Origin of the sequence: Sutcliffiella horikoshii, assembly GCF_044809035.1 — a bacterium.
Taxonomy (GTDB): Bacteria; Bacillota; Bacilli; order Bacillales; family Bacillaceae_I; genus Sutcliffiella_A; species Sutcliffiella_A horikoshii_G.
The window spans coordinates 1,810,682-1,830,358 of record NZ_CP085237.1; the positions used below are offsets into that span (position 1 = coordinate 1,810,682).

Genomic DNA, 19,677 nt, shown 5'->3' on the forward strand with positions numbered 1-19,677 from the left:
GATGGAGGAATCAAGATTGACTATATTAAATATCGTGAAATACCCGGCTCCTGTGCTGGAACAAAACTGTGAGACGGTAACCCTTTTTGATAAAAGATTAATCCGACTCCTGGCCAATATGTATGATACCATGCTCGAGGCAGACGGGGTGGGCCTCGCAGCACCGCAGGTTGGAATCGCAAAAAGAATCGCCATTGTAGATATTGACGATAAACATGGCAAATTAGAATTAATCAATCCTGAGATAGTGGAAGAACAAGGAGAACAGGTGGGACCTGAAGGCTGTTTAAGCTTTCCTGATTTGTACGGAGAAGTAAAGCGCTCCGATTATGTTAAAGTCCGTGCTCAAAACAGAAAAGGGAAATGGTACGAGCTGGAGGCGCGAGGTTTTCTTGCCCGCGCGATCCAACATGAGATAGATCACTTGAACGGTGTATTGTTCACATCTAAAGTGTTAAGATATTTTGAACCAGATGAGTTGGAAGTAGAAGGGTGATACAGATGAAGAAAAAAATTGTATTTATGGGGACACCGGATTTTGCGGTACCTGTTTTGCAGCAGATTATCCAAGATGGATACGAAGTAATTGCCGTGGTAACACAGCCTGACCGTCCAAAGGGAAGAAAAAAAATTATGACACCACCTCCTGTAAAAGTAGAGGCGGAAAAGCACCAAATACCTGTTTACCAACCGGAAAAGATTAAAGATGCAGCAGAATATGAAAAAATCACTTCATTAGAACCTGATTTGATTGTAACTGCCGCATTCGGGCAAATTTTACCCAAGCCCTTGCTTGATGCACCGAAATATGGCTGTATCAATGTCCATGCTTCGTTGCTTCCAAAGTTGCGAGGCGGCGCACCAATTCACTACTCCATCATACAGGGTCATGAGAAGACTGGTGTAACCATTATGTATATGGTAGAAAAATTAGATGCGGGTGATATGTTAACACAGGTGGAAGTGAAAATTGAAGAGCGTGACCATGTCGGTACCTTACATGATAAATTAAGTATTGCCGGATCTAAGTTGCTCTCCGAAACCCTTCCGCGACTTTTTGATGAACAGCTACAAGCAACAGCACAAAATCATGAAGAAGCAACGTTTGCATCCAACATTAAGCGCGAACAGGAAAAGATTGACTGGGCGAAAGATGGAGAGCAGATCTATAACCATATTCGTGGGCTGCATCCATGGCCGGTTGCTTATACAACCATGGATGGTCAAGTTATGAAAGTTTGGTGGGGAGAGAAAACCCAAACTGCTAATGGTGCTGTACCTGGGACCATCATCGGGTTGGAGGATGACGGATTCATCGTTAAAACAGGCAATTCAACAGGGATTAAAATAACAGATTTGCAGCTGGCTGGTAAGAAGAGAATGACTGGAACGCAATACTTGAACGGCGCAGGAGCTTCTTTATCAGAAGGCACAAAGCTAGGAGACTAAAATGAAAAATGTAAGAGAACTTGCTTTAGAAGCATTACTGAATGTAGAAAAAAAGCAAGCCTACAGTAACTTATTGTTAAACAACTACCTGGATTCAGGGAAATTATCAAAAAAGGATGCCGGGCTTTTTACCGAGATGGTCTATGGAACCATTCAACGCACCATCACCTTGGACTATTACTTGGCTTCTTATATAGAAAAACAAAAAAAACTGCAGGATTGGGTAAAAGTCTTGTTAAAGATGACTTTGTATCAAATGTTGTACCTCGACAAGGTTCCAGCACGAGCAGCCATTTATGAAGCGGTGGAAATTGCCAAAAAAAGAGGGCACAAAGGTGTTGCATCCGTAGTCAATGGTGTGTTAAGGTCCATACAGCGTAACGGTGTCCCAGATTTAGAGAAAATAGAAAACGATGTGGAACGCATTTCCATCGCGACAAGCCATCCTAAATGGTTGGTGGAAAAATGGATCGAACAATACGGCGTCCATGATACAGAAAGAATGTGTGAGATGAACCTCGTTCCTCCTCACCAGTCCGCAAGGGCGAATACGGCTAAAGGATCAGTGGATGAAGTGCTTCAAATGCTCACTACACAAGGATTTAATGTGGAAAAAGGGGAGCTTGCAGAAGAAAGCATTGTCTCGTTGAAGGGAAATATGGCCTATTCCAATGCATTTAAAAATGGCTATATGACCATTCAAGACGAGAGTTCCATGCTTGTAGCAAAAGCGCTTGGTGTAGAAAAAGATGATTTTGTATATGATTGCTGTGCAGCTCCTGGAGGGAAAACCACACATATTGCCGAATTATTAAAGGATAGTGGTAGAGTCATTTCAACAGACCTTCACGAGCACAAGGTAAAACTTATTAAAGATCAAGCAGAGCGCCTTCAGCTTTCCAACATTGAAGTACAGGCACTAGACAGCAGAAAGGCTCAAGAAATTTTCAAGCCGGAACAGTTCGATAAAATCTTGGTAGATGCCCCATGCTCAGGTTTTGGTGTTATCCGCAGGAAGCCAGATTTGAAATACACAAAGTCCATGCAGGACATCAAGCAACTAGCTTCCATTCAATTGGCTATACTAAAGGAAGTGGCACCTCTTGTAAAAAAAGGTGGAACTTTGGTCTATAGTACATGTACAATTGATAATGAAGAAAATGCTGATGTTGTACAAGCATTTCTAGAAGCAAACAAAGAATTTGAAATAGATTTCAACATTAAAGAATTACTGCCAGAAAAGGTAAACAGCTATGTTAAAGAAGGTATGCTCCAACTATTGCCTCACTATTTTGGTACGGATGGATTTTTTATTGTTAGACTAAAAAGGCAGGTGTAAAAGATGGAACATAATACAAAAGAACAAATCAAACAAGAAGAAGCAACGCGTAAACCGTCCATCTATTCTTTACAATTGCATGAATTGGAAGAATGGTTAGTAAGTATCGGAGAAAAAAAATTCAGAACAACGCAGATTTTTGAATGGCTCTATCAAAAGCGTGTAACATCATTTGAAGAAATGTCCAATCTCTCAAAAAGCTTGAGAGATAAGTTAGAAGAGACGTATGCCCTGACTACATTGAAAACAATCGTTCAACAAACCTCTTCTGATGGAACAATGAAATTCCTCTTTGAACTGCATGATGGATACTCCATCGAAACGGTTCTGATGAAGCATGAATACGGAAACTCTGTATGTGTAACGACCCAGGTAGGTTGCCGTATCGGCTGTACATTCTGTGCTTCTACTCTTGGCGGGTTAAAACGCAACCTTGAAGCAGGAGAAATTGTTGCACAAGTAGTGAAGGTTCAACAGGCCCTTGATGAAATGGAGGAGCGTGTCAGTCACGTGGTAATCATGGGTATCGGGGAACCGTTTGATAATTTTGATGAAATGCTTGACTTTTTGAAAATTATCAACCATGACAAAGCCCTAAATATCGGTGCACGTCATATTACCGTTTCTACTAGTGGGATCATCCCGAAAATCTATAAATTTGCGGATGAAAATCTGCAAATTAACTTTGCAGTTTCCCTGCATGCGCCAAATACTGAAATACGTTCAAGATTAATGCCTATAAACAGAGCTTACAAACTACCTGAACTAATGGAGTCCATCCGTTATTACATCAAAAAAACAGGTCGTCGAGTTAGTTTTGAATATGGCTTATTCGGAGGCGTAAACGATCAAGTTGAGCATGCCGAAGAATTGGCGCAGCTCCTAAAAGGCATGAAATGTCATGTGAATTTAATTCCCGTGAATTACGTTCCAGAGCGTGACTATGTTAGAACGCCAAAAGAACAAATTAACTTATTTGAAAAAACGTTGAAAAATCTTGGTGTCAATGTAACAGTTCGTCGTGAGCAAGGCCACGACATCGATGCTGCATGCGGACAACTGCGTGCGAAGGAGCGGAAAGAAGAGACGAGGTGACAATGGTTAATGGTCTTTTTAACAGATAGAGGGAGAGTTCGTTCACATAATGAAGACAATGGGGGAATTTTTGTTAACAAAGACGGCACAAAGCTGGCAGTGGTTTGTGACGGCATGGGGGGCCATCAAGCAGGTGAAGTGGCAAGCGAAAGAGCAGTAAGTCACATCAAAGAAATGTGGGAAGAGACAACCAATATCTCTTCCCCTGAACCTGCTGAAATCTGGTTGAAGACGTTCATTCTTCAGACCAATCAAACACTGTTTGAATATGCAAATTCTCATGAGGAATGTCATGGGATGGGAACTACGGTAGTTGCTGCCATCATTGGTGATGCTTTTGTAACGCTTGCACATGTCGGTGACAGCAGAATATATCTCGTTTCAGAAGAAGGTGCCAAGCAATTAACAGAGGATCATACATTTGTTAATGAGCTTGTGAAAACCGGGGAAATATCAAAAGAAGATGCAGAGCATCATCCTAGAAAAAATGTTATACTACAGGCTTTAGGGACAGAAAAAACAGTGAAAATAGATATAAAAACCATTACATATGATGATCCAGGATATATTCTCCTTTGTTCAGACGGGTTAAGTGATAAAGTTAAAGACCGCGAGATTGTGGAGGTTTTAAACAATGGGAACCATGCTTTGTCTGATAGGGCAGAGGAATTAATAAGACGCGCCAACCATTACGGTGGGGAAGATAATATCACGGTTGCCATCTTGGAATTATCTGTCTCCGAAGCTGGGAGTGGGTGAATTAGGTGTTAATAGGTAAAAGATTAAATGATCGCTACAAAATTATGGAAGTCATCGGTGGCGGTGGTATGGCGAATGTTTACCTTGCCCATGACATGATTTTGGATCGTGATGTTGCAGTTAAAGTATTACGGTTAGATTTTGCAAATGATGAAGAATTTATTCGCCGCTTTAGAAGAGAGGCACAATCTGCAACAAGCTTAGATCATCCGAATATAGTCAGTATTTATGATATCGGGGAAGAAGACGACATTTATTATATCGTAATGGAGCATGTCAAGGGAAAAACATTAAAGCAATACATTCAACAATATGCGCCTGTGGAACAATATAATGCAGTGGAGATCATGAACCAGCTTACTTCAGCTATCTCACATGCCCATGAAAACGGGATAATCCACCGGGATATTAAACCGCAGAATATATTGGTTGATGATTATGGCACAGTGAAAGTAACAGACTTTGGCATTGCCATGGCCTTGAGCTCAACTACGATTACGCAGACAAATTCGCTTTTAGGTTCGGTTCATTATTTATCTCCTGAACAGGCAAGAGGAAGTTTAGCAACTAAAAAGTCTGATGTTTATGCACTAGGGATCGTGATGTTTGAATTGTTAACAGGAAGATTGCCGTTTTCTGGGGAATCAGCTGTTTCCATTGCTTTAAAGCACTTACAATCACAGACGCCATCTCCAAAGCGTTGGAACCCTACTTTACCTCAAAGTATGGAAAATGTCGTATTAAAAGCGATGGCAAAAGATCCGCTTCACCGCTATGCTTCAGTAGATGAAATGCAGACGGATGTCATGACGGCGCTTGAACCGGGCCGTATGAATGAACCTAAGTTTCATATCCCAGATGATGATGAAGAGGCTACAAAGGCTATCCCGATTATTAAGGGCAGCTTAAACAATCTCACCAACGAAGATGAGACTAGAATACGACCGCCAGAAAATAAGCCTGTGAGTGAAAAGGCAGAAGAACCACCTCCACCTAATAAGAAGAAAAAGAAAAAATGGATCATTGCTTTGCTCATTCTACTTTTCTTGCTTGTCGGGGGCGGGATTGCTGCGTTTACCATTCTGCCATCTATGCTTCTTCCTAAGGATGTTACGGTTCCGGATGTAACCAACCAAGAGTACGATGATGCGGTGAAACAACTGATCGATTTAGGTTTTGTCTTGGAAGAACCCAAAGAAGAACCTAGTGATGAAATTCAAGAAGGCAGAGTAACGAGAACGTTTCCTGAAGCTGGGGAAGTAGTAAAAGAGGGTAAAGCGATTACCATCTTTCAGAGTTTAGGGAAAGAAAAGGTCGAAATGGCTGATTACTCGGGACTTCCTGTCGATGAAGCAATTAATAGAATCGATACAGCTAAATTTGATGGATATGAAATCGACGAAGTGCATTCTGATGATGTACCAGAAGGAGAAGTCATTCGTCAAGAACCAGAAGCCGGAGAAAGCGTAGTGCCGGAAGAAACAATGGTCAAGCTTATAGTTTCAATGGGTACAAGCCCAATTGAATTGGATAATTACCAAGGTTCGTCCATTGAGTTTGCTCAGCGACATCTTGCGAGCTTAGAGTTAGTTCCAGAAGTTAGCCGTGAGTATAATGATTCTGTTTCAGAGGGGAATATTATTAAACAAGAACCTGCACCTGAATCCCAAGTTAAAAAAGGGGATACGATAAAACTTATTGTTTCTGATGGGCCACAACCTGGAGATAAAACTGTGGATATTCCACTTGAAGTAAAATATGACCCGGAAGAAGAAGGCGCAGAGCAGACAGTTGAATTATATTTGGAGGACCTTAATAACACCATGGATGGTGAACCAAAAGAAACTTTCATTATTACGGAAGATTTGATTACCAGTTTCACCGTGACAGTTGCCTATAAGCAACAGGCTAAATACAAAATTGTCGTAGATGGAAAAGAAGTTGAAAATAAAACCATTAATTATGACGATATCGAGTAGATACTAAGGAGTGAGTGTATGCCAGAAGGCAAGATTGTCAAAGCATTGAGCGGATTTTACTATGTTTTGACTACGAATGGCAAAATTACCCAATGTAGAGGGAGAGGGGTTTTCCGTAAAAATAAGATAACCCCTCTTGTTGGGGACTCCGTTGTATTTCAAGCGGAAAACGACCTAGAAGGATACATTATGGATGTATTGCCTCGCAAAAATGAGTTGGTAAGGCCGCCTATCGCAAACATTGATCAGGCGATACTTGTATTTTCTGCTATGGAGCCTGAATTCAGTACCGTTTTATTGGATAGGTTTCTTGTACTGATCGAATCCAAAGATGTTAGTCCTTTAATATGCATCTCCAAGATGGATCTTCTCGATGAAGATGCTAACTTGTTGGCGTTTGCGGATTATTATCGTTCAATTGGTTACGAAGTGCTGTTAACTTCTACGAAGGAACCTGAGCAGCTAAAGGAAATATTACCATACATGAAAAATAAGACATCGGTTATTGCGGGACAATCAGGAGTTGGTAAATCCTCTCTTTTGAATGTGTTACGACCTGAACTTGAATTGAAGACGGATAATATCTCCTCCCATTTAGGACGAGGAAAACACACAACACGGCATGTGGAGCTAATTGAAATTAATCACGGTTTTGTTGCGGACACGCCAGGCTTCAGTTCATTAGAGTTCCTTGAAATGGAAGCGGAAAACGTGAAAGATTGTTTTCCTGAATTTGTAGAAAAAAGCCATGATTGCAAATTCCGTGGCTGTACTCACTTGAAAGAACCAAAATGTGCGGTCAAAGAAGCGGTGGAAAACGAAGAAATTGCTTCCTACCGATACAAACATTACGTTTCTTTTGTAGAAGAAATAAAAGACAGAAAGCCGAGGTACTAAAATATGATAAAAATCGCCCCTTCCATTCTAAGTGCCGATTTTGCCAACTTAGGAAAAGACATCCTTGATGTGGAACAAGGAGGAGCAGACTATATTCATATTGATGTGATGGATGGACATTTTGTGCCCAATATCACCATTGGCCCATTAATTGTAGAGGCAGTTCGCCCCATCACAAACTTGCCTTTAGATGTGCACCTGATGATTGAAAACCCTGATACCTATATTGCTGATTTTGCCAAAGCTGGTGCAGATATCATTTCCGTACACGTAGAGGCATGCCGTCATCTTCACCGGACCATTCAGCATATTAAAGCTCAAGGCGTGAAAGCAGGGGTAGTCATCAATCCAGCTACACCTGTAGAAAGCATCCTCCCTATTTTGAATGATGTGGATTTGGTGCTCTTGATGACAGTCAACCCTGGATTCGGCGGTCAGGCTTTCATTCACGATGTGTTGCCTAAAATTAAACAGGTAGCTTCCTTGGTGGAAGAAAGAGGATTGTCTATTGATATAGAGGTGGATGGTGGCGTGAATCCAGAAACAGCTAAGCTATGTGTTGAAGCTGGAGCAAATGTTCTGGTTGCAGGCTCAGCTATCTACAACAAAGAAGATCGCAAACAGGCAATCTCCTCCATCAGAAGTAACTTGTCATAACTTTGCTTTTGTGCGGAAAGCTAATGGTAAATGATGAGGGAGGAATTCTTTAGATGAATATCTCGAAGGATGACCAGGCAATACTTGAACAAGCGTTGCATTCAGCATTGTCCAATAGCACCGACTATAGCGAAATTGATATGTATGAACAGTTGCTCAAAAAGTTTTCTGCGGTTGCAGTGGAAAATAAACAACTGGACGGATTCCGTTATGATTATGACGATTCCTCCAGCACGTAAAAAGTCTTCGTACAGAAGGCTTTTTTACGTTAATGATTTTTAAAGAAGGAAAGGGAGAGAGACAGTTGATTATACATATTGTTGCGGGGGGACCGCCAGACCTTATCCCCGACTTGCATGCTTTGGAAGCAGAGAATGTGGTGTGGGTTGGTGTAGATAGAGGCGTAACTTACCTGCTAGAACATAATATTCAACCATTTAAAGCTTTCGGTGATTTTGACTCTATTACAGCCGAAGAGCTTCATGACATAAAAGCACAACTCCCTGAAGCAGAAGTCCATCCAAGCGAAAAAGACGAAACAGATACTGAAATAGCAGTCAATTGGGCGTTGGAACAAGATCCAGAAATTATCAGGATTTTTGGCGGGACCGGGGGAAGGCTAGATCACTTTCTCGGAAACATTCAACTGCTGTTAAAAGGGCTTGATAGAGGAGCGCTGATCGAAATACATGATGTTCAAAATAAACTATATGCTCTTAGGGAAGGGACATACACGATTGCTAAAGATTGCTTCTTACCTTTTGTCTCATTTATGCCCATCACCCCTGATGTAAAAGGCATCACGTTAAAGGGATTTAAATATCCTCTAGAAAAAAAGCATATTCGCTTCGGGGACACACTATGTATTAGTAATGAACTTGAAGTGGAAAGTGGTACTTTTTCATTTGATGAAGGCATATTAATGGTGATAAGGAGCCGTGATTATCATCCATTATCCTAACACGGTCCCAACGATCCGCTAATCTGCAACCTGATTTAATAAAAAGGTAAAAGTTCGGAGGAGGGAATGTAATGAAATTTTATACAATCAAACTACCTAGGTTCTTGGGGGGAATAATCCGAGCTATGCTTGGGTCGTTTAAAAAGGAGTAAGGCACCTCAAAAGGGTGCTTTTTTTATAAATGAATGGTGTTTTGATTGAAAGGTAGAGCTGATTGCGGGGCGGCAAAGTGTGTAAGTTGGGCAAATGTCCGAAGATTTGTTGAATTTGACCGAAGTTTTTCGAAAGTTGGCCGAAGATTTTGCAAAATTGGCCGAAGATTTCGGATAAATGACCGAACCAATTTTTCAATTGTCCAAACAACACTATGAAATTGACCAAACATTCAAATGAATTGTCCGAACCCCCATGAAAATATTAGAGAGAATGACCGAACCTGCAAAAAAATTGGTCGAACCAATTTTTCCATGCTTAAAAAGCACCTATTATATAAAAATTCCACTCATTCTTATCTATTTTCTTTGATGTATACGGTAAGATAGTTATGTAAACCACACAGATCAACCTGCACAAATAATCACCCAAAAAAGTAAAAAGCGACAGGGATTATCTCCCTGTCGCTTTCGTATGTGCGCAGCTGTTAATTAAACGCGCTCAACTTTACCTGATTTTAAAGCTCTTGCAGAAACGTATACACGCTTTGGTTTACCGTCTACTAAGATGCGAACTTTTTGAAGGTTTGCACCCCAAGTACGACGAGTAGAGTTCATTGCGTGAGAACGTGCGTTTCCAGAACCAGTCTTTTTGCCTGTAATTACACATTTACGTGCCATGTTCAATTCCCTCCTAACTACAAAGAAACATCATTAAATATTTTCATTAGTAATAAGAAAGTACCTTCTTATTATTGCGAGAAGAACCATACATAAGGTCTACGTCCAAAGAAGTACCCTTCTGCACCGTTTTTCTTTACCAAAATAATCTCTTGAAAATACTTATATAATTTAACATACTACCCCACACATTGCAATAGTTCTAAGGAAAGCTTTCAAGAAAAAAACCTTGACATACATGTTTTTACCATTCAGTATAATAATAGTATTATTAGAATAGTACCCGCCTGCTTTTAAATTGAACGTTTTTATAGTAAAATAGCGTGTAGACAAGGTGAAAAATCCAATTGAAGGGGGAACCTTTATGTCCATCGAACTAAAAACATCCTATGGTCAAATAGATATTTCTAACGATGTAGTTGCTACTATTGCTGGTGGAGCTGCAGTTGATTGTTATGGAATAGTAGGCATGGCCTCTAAAAGCCAATTGAAAGATGGGTTATCCGAAATACTTAGAAAAGAGAATTTCACTAAAGGCGTGATCGTGCGTCAAGAAGAAGATCAGCTACATATTGATATGTACATCATCGTTAGCTATGGAACGAAGATTTCGGAAGTGGCTCACAATGTACAGACCAAAGTTAAATATACCTTAAATCAAATGCTCGGTCTTTCCGTTGATTCTTTAAATATTTATGTACAGGGAGTTCGAGTTACGAACCCGTAATAAGGAGGAAAATTTAGTGTCAGTAAAAGTTCTAAATGGGAAACGTTTTGCACAAATGGTTATCCAAGGTGCAAATCATCTATCTAACAACGCCAAAACAGTTGATGCGTTGAACGTTTTTCCGGTTCCAGATGGAGATACGGGAACAAATATGAATCTTTCCATCACTTCAGGAGCTAAAGAAGTGAAGGGCAATGTTTCTGAGCATATTGGAAAGGTTGGTTCCGCGCTGGCTAAAGGCCTACTTATGGGTGCAAGAGGTAACTCTGGAGTTATTCTTTCTCAACTATTCCGTGGATTTTCCAAGCATATTGAAGCGAAGGAAACCATTACAAGTAAAGATTTTGCACAAGCACTTGAAGCAGGAGTACAAACAGCATATAAGGCTGTTATGAAGCCTGTGGAGGGAACTATCCTGACTGTAGCGAAAGATGCTGCAAAGAGAGCTGTCGCAGTTGCGAAAAACGAAGAAGACATCATTGTATTGATGGAAGAAACGTTAAAAGAAGCAAATGCGTCCCTAAAACGCACACCGGACCTTCTTCCTGTGTTAAAAGAAGTAGGAGTAGTGGACAGTGGCGGGCAAGGTTTAGTATATATTTATGAAGGATTCCTTGCAGAGCTGAAAGGGCAAAGAATTGAAGATATCGTTCCTACAACTACTATGAACGAGCTTGTTAATGCAGAACACCATAAAAGTGTTCATTCTGCAATCAATACAGAAGACATCGAGTTTGGCTACTGTACAGAGTTCATGGTCAAGTTTGAAGAAGAAAAAGTGAAAGCTAATCCTTTTACTGAAGATAACTTCCGTAACGACCTGTCTGAATACGGGGATTCTCTTTTGGTTATTGCTGATGAGGAACTCGTTAAAGTTCATATTCATGCCGAGCAACCTGGTGATGTGTTGACTTATGCTCAAAAATACGGAAGCTTGATCAACATGAAGATTGAAAATATGAGAGAACAGCACAGCAACCTTCTTTTTGAAGAAGATGCTTATCCTGCTCCAAAACCTGAAGTGAATAAAAAGCGCGAGAAATTCGGAATCATCACTGTTGCAATGGGTGAAGGGATTGCCGAGCTGTTCAAGAGCATCGGAGCAAAAGCTGTCATTGAAGGCGGGCAAACAATGAACCCTAGCACTGAAGATATCTTGAAAGCAATTGAAGAAGTGAATGCGGATAACGTGATTATCCTTCCGAATAACAGCAACATTATCATGGCGGCCAAACAAGCTGCAGAAGTTGCAGAGCAAAATGTTGCGGTCGTTGAAAGTAAAACAGTACCACAAGGGATGGCAGCTATTCTTGCATTCAACCCGACAGGTGAGCTTGCTGACAATGAAGCAACGATGAAAGATGCTCTAGGTTCTGTTAAAACGGGACAAATCACTTTTGCAGTCCGTGATACAAACATCGATGGAGTTGAAATCCAAAAAGATGATTTCATGGGAATTGCTGACGGTAAAATTGTCCTAACTAATAAAGACAAAAAATCCGCTGCAAAAGAGCTCCTTACGTCTATGATGGATGAAGATTCAGAAATTCTTACTGTCATCTACGGCGAAGATGTTTCACAAGAAGATGTGGAAGATCTGGTGAGCGATTTAGAAGAATCCTATCCGGATGTGGAAGTAGAAGTTCATAACGGAAAGCAACCGTTATATTCCTTTATCTTTTCTATCGAGTAGGCTAATATAATATTTGAAAACAAAAGAAGGGGTAACACCCTTCTTTTGTATGTGAACAAATAAGAAAAATATTCTGGGGTATGTAACAGTAAACCGACATAGGGGAGTGGGCAGGCATGAAATATAGAAGTGTATTTGATATTATTGGCCCCATAATGATAGGACCATCAAGTTCCCATACAGCAGGAGCTGCTAGAATCGGGCGTGTGGCAAGAAGTCTGTTCGGCAGGGAGCCAAAGTGGGCGAACATTTCATTTTACGGTTCTTTTGCCAAAACATATAAAGGGCATGGTACAGATGTAGCAATTGTTGGAGGATTGCTTGATTTTGATACGTTTGATGAAAGAATCAAAACCTCTCTTCAAATTGCAGATTCTTTAGGAATTTCCATCACATTTCATGAGGAAGATGCCATAACAGATCATCCGAATACGGCTAAAGTGGTAATCGGTGATGAAAATGGTGAATTGGAGCTTGTCGGCATTTCGATAGGCGGAGGGAAGATTGAGATTACAGAGCTTAATGGGTTTGCTTTAAAACTTTCAGGAAATCACCCGGCATTGCTTGTTGTGCATGATGACCGTTATGGGGCAATAGCAGGAGTTGCGAATGTGTTAGCGAAATTCGCCATTAATATTGGCCATATGGAAGTTTCCCGTAAAGAAAAAGGGAAAAAAGCCTTAATGACCATAGAAGTAGATCAAAATATAGATGATGCGGTGATTCAAGAATTATCAACACTGCCAAACATCACGCAAGTTACAAAAATTGTGGACTAGCTTTTGAAATAATAATGATAGCGCTTTCATCTGATGTATAGCTCTTAAGGGGGAAAATTCATGTTTCGTAATGTTGCAGAACTGATTGAACTGGCACAAAGCAGTAATAAGAAAATTTCAGAGATTATGATAGAACAGGAAATGGAGTTTACAGGGAGAAGCCGTGAGGAGATTTTTGCCCAAATGGACAAGAACCTTACCATCATGGAGCAGGCCGTAGAGAGAGGGCTTGAAGGAGTAAGATCTGTGTCCGGTTTAACAGGCGGGGATGCAGTGCTTCTTCAAAGGTATATCGAAAAGGGTAATTTCTTGACCGGGAAGAATATATTAGATGCAGTAAGTAAAGCTGTCGCGACAAATGAAGTGAATGCTGCCATGGGTACCATTTGCGCCACGCCAACAGCAGGCTCTGCAGGTGTAGTTCCTGGAACGTTATTTGCGGTAAAAAATGTGCTAAACCCTACAAGAGAAGAAATGATCAACTTCTTATTCACGTCAGGAGCTTTTGGATTTGTTGTTGCTAATAATGCATCCATATCCGGTGCAGCTGGAGGGTGTCAGGCAGAAGTAGGTTCTGCTTCAGGTATGGCAGCGGCGGCTATCGTGGAAATGGCTGGAGGAACTCCTGATCAATGTGCCCAAGCAATGGCCATTACACTTAAAAACATGTTAGGATTAGTTTGTGACCCTGTTGCAGGGCTTGTAGAAGTGCCGTGTGTGAAGCGGAATGCAATGGGTGCAGCAAATGCAATGGTAGCAGCAGACATGGCGCTTGCCGGGATCACAAGCACGATTCCTTGTGATGAAGTGATCGACGCGATGTACAAAATCGGACTGACGATGCCTACTGCTCTTAAAGAAACTGCACAAGGAGGGTTGGCGGCAACACCAACAGGTCGTGAATTAGAAGCGAAAATATTTGGTGTTCCCTTACAAAAAGGTGACTAATTTATCCGAAATGACAGTAACATCCTTAAAAGGCATTGGGGAAGAAACCGCAAACTCTTTGCATACAATGGGAATTTTCTCAGTAGAGGACCTGCTTATGCATTTCCCATATAGATACGAAGACTATCGGCTAAGAGATATATCAGAAGTAAAACATGAAGAAAAAATAACGGTAGAAGGGAAGGTTCATGGAGAACCTTCTCTTATGTATTTTGGTAAAAAGAAATCAAGGCTTACCTTCCGCTTCTTTGTCGGCCGCTTCCTAGTTAAAGCAGTGTGCTTTAACCGGCCCTATTATAAAAACAAACTTTCCATCAATGATACCATTACCATTACCGGAAAATGGGATCAACATCGTCAAACAATCACTGTAATGGAGATCCATTTTGGTCCATTCATGAAAGAAAGTGAAGTAGAACCTGTATACTCGGTTAAAGGGAATATTACTGTAAAGCAAATGCGTAAGTTTATCGGGAATGCCCTGCATACATATGGAAACGAGATAGAGAGTGCGCTTCCCGTTTCCCTTTTACAAAAATACAAACTTCCTTCAAAATGGGATTCAGTAAGAGCGCTGCATAATCCAGTTAATCAGGAGACATTGAAACATGCAAGACGTTATTTTGTCTATGAAGAATTCTTGCTTTTTCAACTTAAAATCCAGGCATTAAGAAAATATAAACGTGAGCAGACAGTAGGGCTGGTTCATCAATACTCTAAAAACGGCCTGGAGCGATTCATCAGCACACTTCCTTTCCCGCTGACAGGTGCACAACATAGGGTATTGGATGAAATCTTAGGTGATATGACTTCTCCGTTCCGGATGAATCGTTTATTACAGGGTGATGTTGGGTCAGGTAAAACGGTGGTGGCGGCCATTTCTCTTTATGCTGCCCACCTCTCTGGTTATCAAGGTGCGTTAATGGTGCCTACGGAAATACTCGCAGAACAACATGCCCAGTCATTAACAAATCTGTTTAGTGAAACGCCGGTCACCATAGAATTGTTAACAAGCTCGGTAAAAGGGAAACGACGCAGGGAGCTCTTGGGAAGGTTGGCTGATGGTGAGATCGATATTCTGGTTGGAACACATGCACTGATCCAAGATGAAGTGAATTTCAAACAGCTTGGTCTTGTCATCACAGACGAGCAGCATCGCTTCGGGGTCGAACAGCGAAGGGTACTTCGTGAAAAAGGATCAAATCCGGATGTGCTGTTTATGACTGCCACTCCCATTCCAAGAACGCTTGCCATTACTGCCTTTGGTGAAATGGATGTCTCCATCATTGATGAGATGCCGGCTGGCCGGAAAGCAATTGAAACCTATTGGGCAAAACATCAGATGATTGACAGGGTGTTGGGTTTTGTGGAAAAGGAACTTCAAAAAGGGCGACAAGCATATGTTATCTGCCCGCTTATAGAAGAATCGGAAAAACTGGATGTGCAAAATGCGATAGATGTGCATGATATGCTGACACATTACTATCGTGGAAATTACAAAATCGGGTTAATGCATGGCAGGCTGACTTCGGATGAAAAAGAGAAGGTTATGGAAGCGTTCAGTGAAAACGAAGTACAACTTCTTGTTTCAACTACTGTTGTTGAGGTCGGGGTGAATGTTCCTAATGCGACCATGATGGTGATCTATGACGCAGAGCGATTTGGATTGTCTCAATTGCATCAGCTTCGTGGACGTGTCGGTCGTGGCAGTGAACAATCTTATTGCATACTGCTTGCAGATCCCAAATCGGAAGTCGGAAAAGAACGGATGAAAATCATGACCGAAACAAACGACGGATTTGTTCTTTCAGAGAAGGATCTTGAATTGCGGGGACCTGGTGATTTTTTTGGAAGAAAGCAAAGTGGTGTCCCAGAATTCAAGGTTGCGGATATGGTACATGATTACAGGGCGCTTGAAGTAGCGAGGCAGGATGCGCATGAGCTTCTTTATTCAGATAGTTTTTGGGTAAACGAAGAATATAAAGGGTTAAGAGAAATGATAGAACTATCAGGGATCTTAGATGGTGACAAGTTAGACTAAAATAGGCAGTGGGAAGCTTATTACACGGCTTGCCCTGCCTTTTTGTAAATCAGTCAGGAAATTTTGTCTTGCAATATGCTTTTTAAGTATATATACTACTATTAGTACCTAGTCATAATAGTTCGGATGGTGTGTATTTTATGAGACGAAACAAAAAGGAGCGCCAGCTATCCTTAAAGGATAAGATACAGGAGAACCCTTTTATTACAGATGAAGAACTTGCAGATTTTTTTCAGGTCAGCATCCAAACGGTTCGATTAGATCGTTTAGAATTAAATATCCCGGAACTAAGGGAGAGAATTAAGAACGTGGCTGCTCGGACTCTGGAAAAAGAAGTGAAATCTTTGCCTCTTGATGAAGTAATCGGTGAGATTATAGATCTTCAATTAGACGAGAGTGCGATTTCTATTTTTGATGTACAAAGTGAGCACGTTTTTAAGCGAAATCAAATTACACGAGGGCATCACTTGTTTGCACAGGCTAACTCTTTGGCGGTTGCTGTCATCAATGATGAACTGGCGTTAACTGCGAAAGCTAATATTCGCTTTACAAGACCTGTTAAGTTGGGTGAAAGAATCGTTGCGAAAGCCTTCGTAAGTAAGGTAGATAAAGAAAAAGGTAGAACGACTGTAGAAGTGAAAAGCTCAGTAGGAAGCGAAAAAGTATTTCATGGTGAGTTTGAAATGTTCCGATCTACAAGTTCTTGATTAAAGGCAGGTTATAATGATGAGAATTGCCATTGATGCAATGGGCGGCGATCATGCTCCTAAGACGATTGTGGAAGGTGTTATGAAAGCTGTTGAGAAATATAATGATGTTACATTTACCCTTGTCGGGGATGAAAATAAGATTCGTCCTTACTTAACGAATGAAAAACAAATAACTATTTTACATACTGAAGAGGTTATCTCAGGAGATGAGGAACCGGTCAGAGCCGTGCGACGCAAGAAAAACTCCTCCATGGTTTTGATGGCAAAAGAAGTGAAAGAAGGACGAGCTGATGCATGTATTTCAGCAGGGAACACAGGAGCCTTAATGACGGCAGGGTTATTGATTGTCGGCAGAATCAAGGGGATTGAACGCCCTGCGCTGTCACCAACTTTACCGACCGTTGACGGCAGTGGGTTCGTCATGTTGGATGTAGGTGCAAATGCAGATGCGAAACCAGAACATTTATTCCAGTACGCACTGATGGCATCCATCTATGCGGAGAAGGTTCGCGGTGTAAAAGCTCCCCGTGTAGGTTTATTGAATGTAGGGACAGAAGATAAAAAAGGAAATGAATTGACCAAAGCTGCTTTTGAATTCATCAAAGAATCCAATGCGGTCCATTTTATCGGAAATGTAGAAGCAAGGGATCTGTTGAATGGCGTAGCGGATGTGGTTGTAACGGATGGATTTACCGGAAACATTACGTTAAAAGCCATTGAAGGAACAGCACTTTCCGTTTTTGATATGTTAAAAGAAGTTCTAACAAGTGACCTGAAAAGCAAGCTTGCAGCGGCTGTGTTAAAGCCGAAACTTAAAACAATCAAAACAAAAATGGACTATTCCGAATACGGTGGGGCGGCTCTGTTCGGCCTAAAAGCACCAGTCGTCAAGGCCCATGGCTCTTCTGATGACAATGCGGTCTTTAATGCCATCCGTCAAACACGTGAAATGCTAGAAAAAGATATGGTTGATACCATTGCGAGTACTATCGAGAAAATGGAGTTTGTGACTACACAAGAGAACGGAGGAGAATAATGGGGAAGGTTGCATTTGTTTTTCCAGGACAAGGTTCACAGATAGTTGGCATGGCTCAAGAATTAGCCATTGAATATAAAGAAGTTCAAGCGGTAATTGATCAAGCAGACGAGAAATTAGGCTACAAACTATCATCCTTAATGTTTGAAGGGCCACAAGAAGAACTCACGCTGACTTACAATGCCCAACCTGCTCTCCTTACGTCAAGTGTTGCAATTTTGGAATTGCTCAAACAAGCAGGGATCAAAGCAGATTACACGGCAGGACATAGCCTTGGTGAATATTCTGCACTAGTAGCGGCGGATTCAATCAGCTTTGAAGATGCTGTTTACACGGTTCATATGCGCGGTAAATATATGGAGGAAGCAGTTCCGGCAGGTGTTGGTTCCATGGCGGCGGTACTTGCTCTTGAAGAACATCTGTTAAAAGAAGCTTGTGAAGAGGCAACCGCTGAAGCTGGACCTGTACAACTTGCAAACTTGAATTGCCCAGGTCAGATCGTCATATCAGGTACAGCAAAAGGTGTGGAGCTCGCATCTGTCAAGGCGAAGGAAAAAGGTGCAAAAAAGGTGATTCCTCTAGTTGTAAGCGGTCCTTTTCATTCCAGCCTGATGAAACCGGCAGCATCCAAGCTTGAAGATACACTGTCCTCTATTTCTATAAAAGACGCAAAAGTTCCTGTCATTGCGAATGTGGATGCGAATGAAATGACAAGCGCTTCTGAAATTCCAGTAAGGCTTGTGGAGCAGCTGTACTCTCCTGTTCGTTGGGAGCAATCTGTTGAGAAGCTGATAGAACTTGGTGTAAATACATTTATCGAAGTAGGTCCAGGTAAAGTTTTATCAGGACTGATTAAAAAAGTGAATCGCAGAGCAACGACGATTCCAGTATACGATAAAGAAACATTACAAAAAGCGATTGATCACTTTAAAGGGGAGGACTCTACAAATGCTTAAAGGAAAAACAGCCGTTGTAACGGGGGCATCCCGTGGAATAGGACGTGCCGTTGCACTCGAACTGGCAGAACATGGTGCAAAAGTAGTGGTTAACTATTCTGGAAGCGAAGCCAAGGCTTACGAAGTAGTGGAAACCATCAAAGAAATGGGTGGGGAAGCTATCGCAGTACGTTGTAATGTCGGAGACATTGAAGATGTACAAGCGATGATGAAAGAAGCGATCACTCAGTTCGGGACGATAGACATTCTTGTAAATAACGCGGGAATCACCCGCGATAACCTTTTAATGCGAATGAAGGAAGACGAGTGGGATGATGTGATAAACATTAATCTTAAAGGTGTATTCAATGCGACAAAAGCAGTTACTCGTCAGATGATGAAGCAACGATCTGGCAGAATCATTAACATCGCGTCCATCGTTGGGGTGATGGGAAATGCCGGACAAGCCAACTATGTAGCGGCAAAAGCAGGTGTGATTGGACTTACCAAATCAACGGCACGCGAATTAGCTTCCCGTCATATCACCGTTAACGCAATCGCACCAGGATTCATCACAACGGATATGACGGATAAACTAACAGAGGAAGTAAAGGCGGAAATGCTCAAACAAATCCCGCTTGCTAGATTCGGAGAAGCAAAAGACATTGCCTCTGTAGTATCTTTCCTTGCATCCGAAAAAAGTGCCTATATCACCGGCCAAACCCTCCACGTAGACGGCGGAATGGTGATGTAAGGTTAAAGTGATTTACCCTGGAACGGAATTTATCAGGGAGTCCAACTAACACTAGTTTTTTAAAGTTAAATTCACTATAATACTT

At 41.4% G+C, this 19,677-nt stretch carries 21 protein-coding genes; 20 read left to right on the forward strand and 1 reads right to left on the reverse strand.

Annotated features, from left to right (window positions below):
- The first annotated feature begins 16 nt into the window (after positions 1 to 16).
- From def to spoVM, 11 genes are all read left to right on the forward strand, one after another.
- Complete coding sequence (gene def / locus LG307_RS09440; RefSeq protein WP_404450023.1) at positions 17 to 496, forward strand: peptide deformylase; 480 nt, start codon at positions 17 to 19, stop codon at positions 494 to 496.
- A gap of 5 nt (positions 497 to 501) precedes the next feature.
- Positions 502 to 1,449, forward strand: a complete 948-nt coding sequence (gene fmt / locus LG307_RS09445; RefSeq protein ID WP_404450024.1) for a methionyl-tRNA formyltransferase — start codon at positions 502 to 504, stop codon at positions 1,447 to 1,449.
- Between the two features lies 1 nt (position 1,450).
- Positions 1,451 to 2,788 carry a 16S rRNA (cytosine(967)-C(5))-methyltransferase RsmB gene (gene rsmB, locus LG307_RS09450; RefSeq protein WP_404450025.1) on the forward strand — a complete coding sequence of 446 codons (1,338 nt, stop codon included), beginning with the start codon at positions 1,451 to 1,453 and terminating at the stop codon, positions 2,786 to 2,788.
- 3 nt (positions 2,789 to 2,791) lie between these two features.
- Positions 2,792 to 3,883, forward strand: coding sequence for a 23S rRNA (adenine(2503)-C(2))-methyltransferase RlmN (rlmN, locus tag LG307_RS09455; protein ID WP_404450027.1), 1,092 nt, complete (start codon positions 2,792 to 2,794; stop codon positions 3,881 to 3,883).
- Between the two features lie 9 nt (positions 3,884 to 3,892).
- Positions 3,893 to 4,642: a Stp1/IreP family PP2C-type Ser/Thr phosphatase gene (locus LG307_RS09460; protein ID WP_404450028.1), complete on the forward strand. Its 750-nt coding sequence runs from the start codon at positions 3,893 to 3,895 to the stop codon at positions 4,640 to 4,642.
- Between the two features lie 5 nt (positions 4,643 to 4,647).
- A complete protein-coding gene (gene pknB / locus LG307_RS09465) occupies positions 4,648 to 6,621 on the forward strand; it encodes a Stk1 family PASTA domain-containing Ser/Thr kinase (protein WP_404450029.1) in 1,974 nt (657 codons plus the stop codon).
- 18 nt (positions 6,622 to 6,639) lie between these two features.
- Complete coding sequence (rsgA, locus tag LG307_RS09470) at positions 6,640 to 7,518, forward strand: ribosome small subunit-dependent GTPase A (RefSeq protein ID WP_404450030.1); 879 nt, start codon at positions 6,640 to 6,642, stop codon at positions 7,516 to 7,518.
- 3 nt (positions 7,519 to 7,521) lie between these two features.
- Positions 7,522 to 8,175, forward strand: a complete 654-nt coding sequence (rpe, locus tag LG307_RS09475) for a ribulose-phosphate 3-epimerase (RefSeq protein ID WP_404450031.1) — start codon at positions 7,522 to 7,524, stop codon at positions 8,173 to 8,175.
- Between the two features lie 53 nt (positions 8,176 to 8,228).
- A complete protein-coding gene (locus LG307_RS09480) occupies positions 8,229 to 8,414 on the forward strand; it encodes a hypothetical protein (protein ID WP_404450032.1) in 186 nt (61 codons plus the stop codon).
- A 32-nt stretch (positions 8,415 to 8,446) separates the two neighbouring features.
- Positions 8,447 to 9,136 (forward strand): thiamine diphosphokinase, encoded by a 690-nt coding sequence (locus LG307_RS09485; RefSeq protein WP_404450033.1) that lies wholly within the window; start codon positions 8,447 to 8,449, stop codon positions 9,134 to 9,136.
- 71 nt (positions 9,137 to 9,207) lie between these two features.
- Entirely contained in the window at positions 9,208 to 9,288 is an 81-nt protein-coding gene (gene spoVM / locus LG307_RS09490; RefSeq protein ID WP_060665857.1) for a stage V sporulation protein SpoVM, read from the forward strand.
- Between the two features lie 492 nt (positions 9,289 to 9,780).
- On the opposite strand, the gene rpmB is transcribed toward spoVM, so the two are convergent.
- Complete coding sequence (gene rpmB / locus LG307_RS09495) at positions 9,781 to 9,969, reverse strand: 50S ribosomal protein L28 (protein WP_010193132.1); 189 nt, start codon at positions 9,967 to 9,969, stop codon at positions 9,781 to 9,783.
- Between the two features lie 364 nt (positions 9,970 to 10,333).
- Between rpmB and LG307_RS09500 the strand changes: the two genes are divergently transcribed.
- From LG307_RS09500 to fabG, 9 genes are all read left to right on the forward strand, one after another.
- On the forward strand, positions 10,334 to 10,696 hold the full coding sequence (locus tag LG307_RS09500; RefSeq protein WP_010193134.1) for an Asp23/Gls24 family envelope stress response protein: 363 nt from the start codon (positions 10,334 to 10,336) through the stop codon (positions 10,694 to 10,696).
- Between the two features lie 16 nt (positions 10,697 to 10,712).
- Positions 10,713 to 12,389 carry a DAK2 domain-containing protein gene (locus LG307_RS09505; protein ID WP_404450034.1) on the forward strand — a complete coding sequence of 559 codons (1,677 nt, stop codon included), beginning with the start codon at positions 10,713 to 10,715 and terminating at the stop codon, positions 12,387 to 12,389.
- A 116-nt stretch (positions 12,390 to 12,505) separates the two neighbouring features.
- The gene (gene sdaAB, locus LG307_RS09510; RefSeq protein ID WP_404450035.1) at positions 12,506 to 13,168 is read left to right on the forward strand and encodes an L-serine ammonia-lyase, iron-sulfur-dependent subunit beta; all 663 of its coding nucleotides are present in this window, start codon (positions 12,506 to 12,508) and stop codon (positions 13,166 to 13,168) included.
- A 60-nt stretch (positions 13,169 to 13,228) separates the two neighbouring features.
- Positions 13,229 to 14,116 (forward strand): L-serine ammonia-lyase, iron-sulfur-dependent, subunit alpha, encoded by an 888-nt coding sequence (gene sdaAA, locus LG307_RS09515; protein WP_404450036.1) that lies wholly within the window; start codon positions 13,229 to 13,231, stop codon positions 14,114 to 14,116.
- On the forward strand, positions 14,109 to 16,157 hold the full coding sequence (gene recG, locus LG307_RS09520) for an ATP-dependent DNA helicase RecG (protein WP_404450037.1): 2,049 nt from the start codon (positions 14,109 to 14,111) through the stop codon (positions 16,155 to 16,157). The genes sdaAA and recG overlap by 8 nt, the downstream gene beginning before the upstream one ends.
- A 140-nt stretch (positions 16,158 to 16,297) precedes the next feature.
- Positions 16,298 to 16,864: a transcription factor FapR gene (gene fapR / locus LG307_RS09525; protein ID WP_404450038.1), complete on the forward strand. Its 567-nt coding sequence runs from the start codon at positions 16,298 to 16,300 to the stop codon at positions 16,862 to 16,864.
- Positions 16,865 to 16,883: 19 nt separating this feature from the next.
- On the forward strand, positions 16,884 to 17,903 hold the full coding sequence (plsX, locus tag LG307_RS09530; protein ID WP_404450423.1) for a phosphate acyltransferase PlsX: 1,020 nt from the start codon (positions 16,884 to 16,886) through the stop codon (positions 17,901 to 17,903).
- Complete coding sequence (gene fabD / locus LG307_RS09535) at positions 17,903 to 18,859, forward strand: ACP S-malonyltransferase (protein ID WP_404450039.1); 957 nt, start codon at positions 17,903 to 17,905, stop codon at positions 18,857 to 18,859. The genes plsX and fabD overlap by 1 nt, the downstream gene beginning before the upstream one ends.
- Positions 18,852 to 19,592: a 3-oxoacyl-[acyl-carrier-protein] reductase gene (gene fabG / locus LG307_RS09540; RefSeq protein WP_404450040.1), complete on the forward strand. Its 741-nt coding sequence runs from the start codon at positions 18,852 to 18,854 to the stop codon at positions 19,590 to 19,592. The genes fabD and fabG overlap by 8 nt, the downstream gene beginning before the upstream one ends.
- Positions 19,593 to 19,677 lie beyond the last annotated feature (85 nt).

Bases quoted from the DNA above. Each gene is read 5' to 3' on its own strand.
- fmt (WP_404450024.1), top strand. From the start codon at position 502: ATGAAGAAAAAAATTGTATTTATGGGGACACCGGATTTTGCGGTACCT.
- rsmB (WP_404450025.1), top strand. From the start codon at position 1,451: ATGAAAAATGTAAGAGAACTTGCTTTAGAAGCATTACTGAATGTAGAA.
- rlmN (WP_404450027.1), top strand. From the start codon at position 2,792: ATGGAACATAATACAAAAGAACAAATCAAACAAGAAGAAGCAACGCGT.
- LG307_RS09460 (WP_404450028.1), top strand. From the start codon at position 3,893: ATGGTCTTTTTAACAGATAGAGGGAGAGTTCGTTCACATAATGAAGAC.
- rsgA (WP_404450030.1), top strand. From the start codon at position 6,640: ATGCCAGAAGGCAAGATTGTCAAAGCATTGAGCGGATTTTACTATGTT.
- rpe (WP_404450031.1), top strand. From the start codon at position 7,522: ATGATAAAAATCGCCCCTTCCATTCTAAGTGCCGATTTTGCCAACTTA.
- LG307_RS09480 (WP_404450032.1), top strand. From the start codon at position 8,229: ATGAATATCTCGAAGGATGACCAGGCAATACTTGAACAAGCGTTGCAT.
- LG307_RS09485 (WP_404450033.1), top strand. From the start codon at position 8,447: ATGATTTTTAAAGAAGGAAAGGGAGAGAGACAGTTGATTATACATATT.
- spoVM (WP_060665857.1), top strand. From the start codon at position 9,208: ATGAAATTTTATACAATCAAACTACCTAGGTTCTTGGGGGGAATAATC.
- rpmB (WP_010193132.1), bottom strand. From the start codon at position 9,969: ATGGCACGTAAATGTGTAATTACAGGCAAAAAGACTGGTTCTGGAAAC.
- LG307_RS09500 (WP_010193134.1), top strand. From the start codon at position 10,334: ATGTCCATCGAACTAAAAACATCCTATGGTCAAATAGATATTTCTAAC.
- sdaAB (WP_404450035.1), top strand. From the start codon at position 12,506: ATGAAATATAGAAGTGTATTTGATATTATTGGCCCCATAATGATAGGA.
- sdaAA (WP_404450036.1), top strand. From the start codon at position 13,229: ATGTTTCGTAATGTTGCAGAACTGATTGAACTGGCACAAAGCAGTAAT.
- fapR (WP_404450038.1), top strand. From the start codon at position 16,298: ATGAGACGAAACAAAAAGGAGCGCCAGCTATCCTTAAAGGATAAGATA.
- plsX (WP_404450423.1), top strand. From the start codon at position 16,884: ATGAGAATTGCCATTGATGCAATGGGCGGCGATCATGCTCCTAAGACG.
- fabD (WP_404450039.1), top strand. From the start codon at position 17,903: ATGGGGAAGGTTGCATTTGTTTTTCCAGGACAAGGTTCACAGATAGTT.
- fabG (WP_404450040.1), top strand. From the start codon at position 18,852: ATGCTTAAAGGAAAAACAGCCGTTGTAACGGGGGCATCCCGTGGAATA.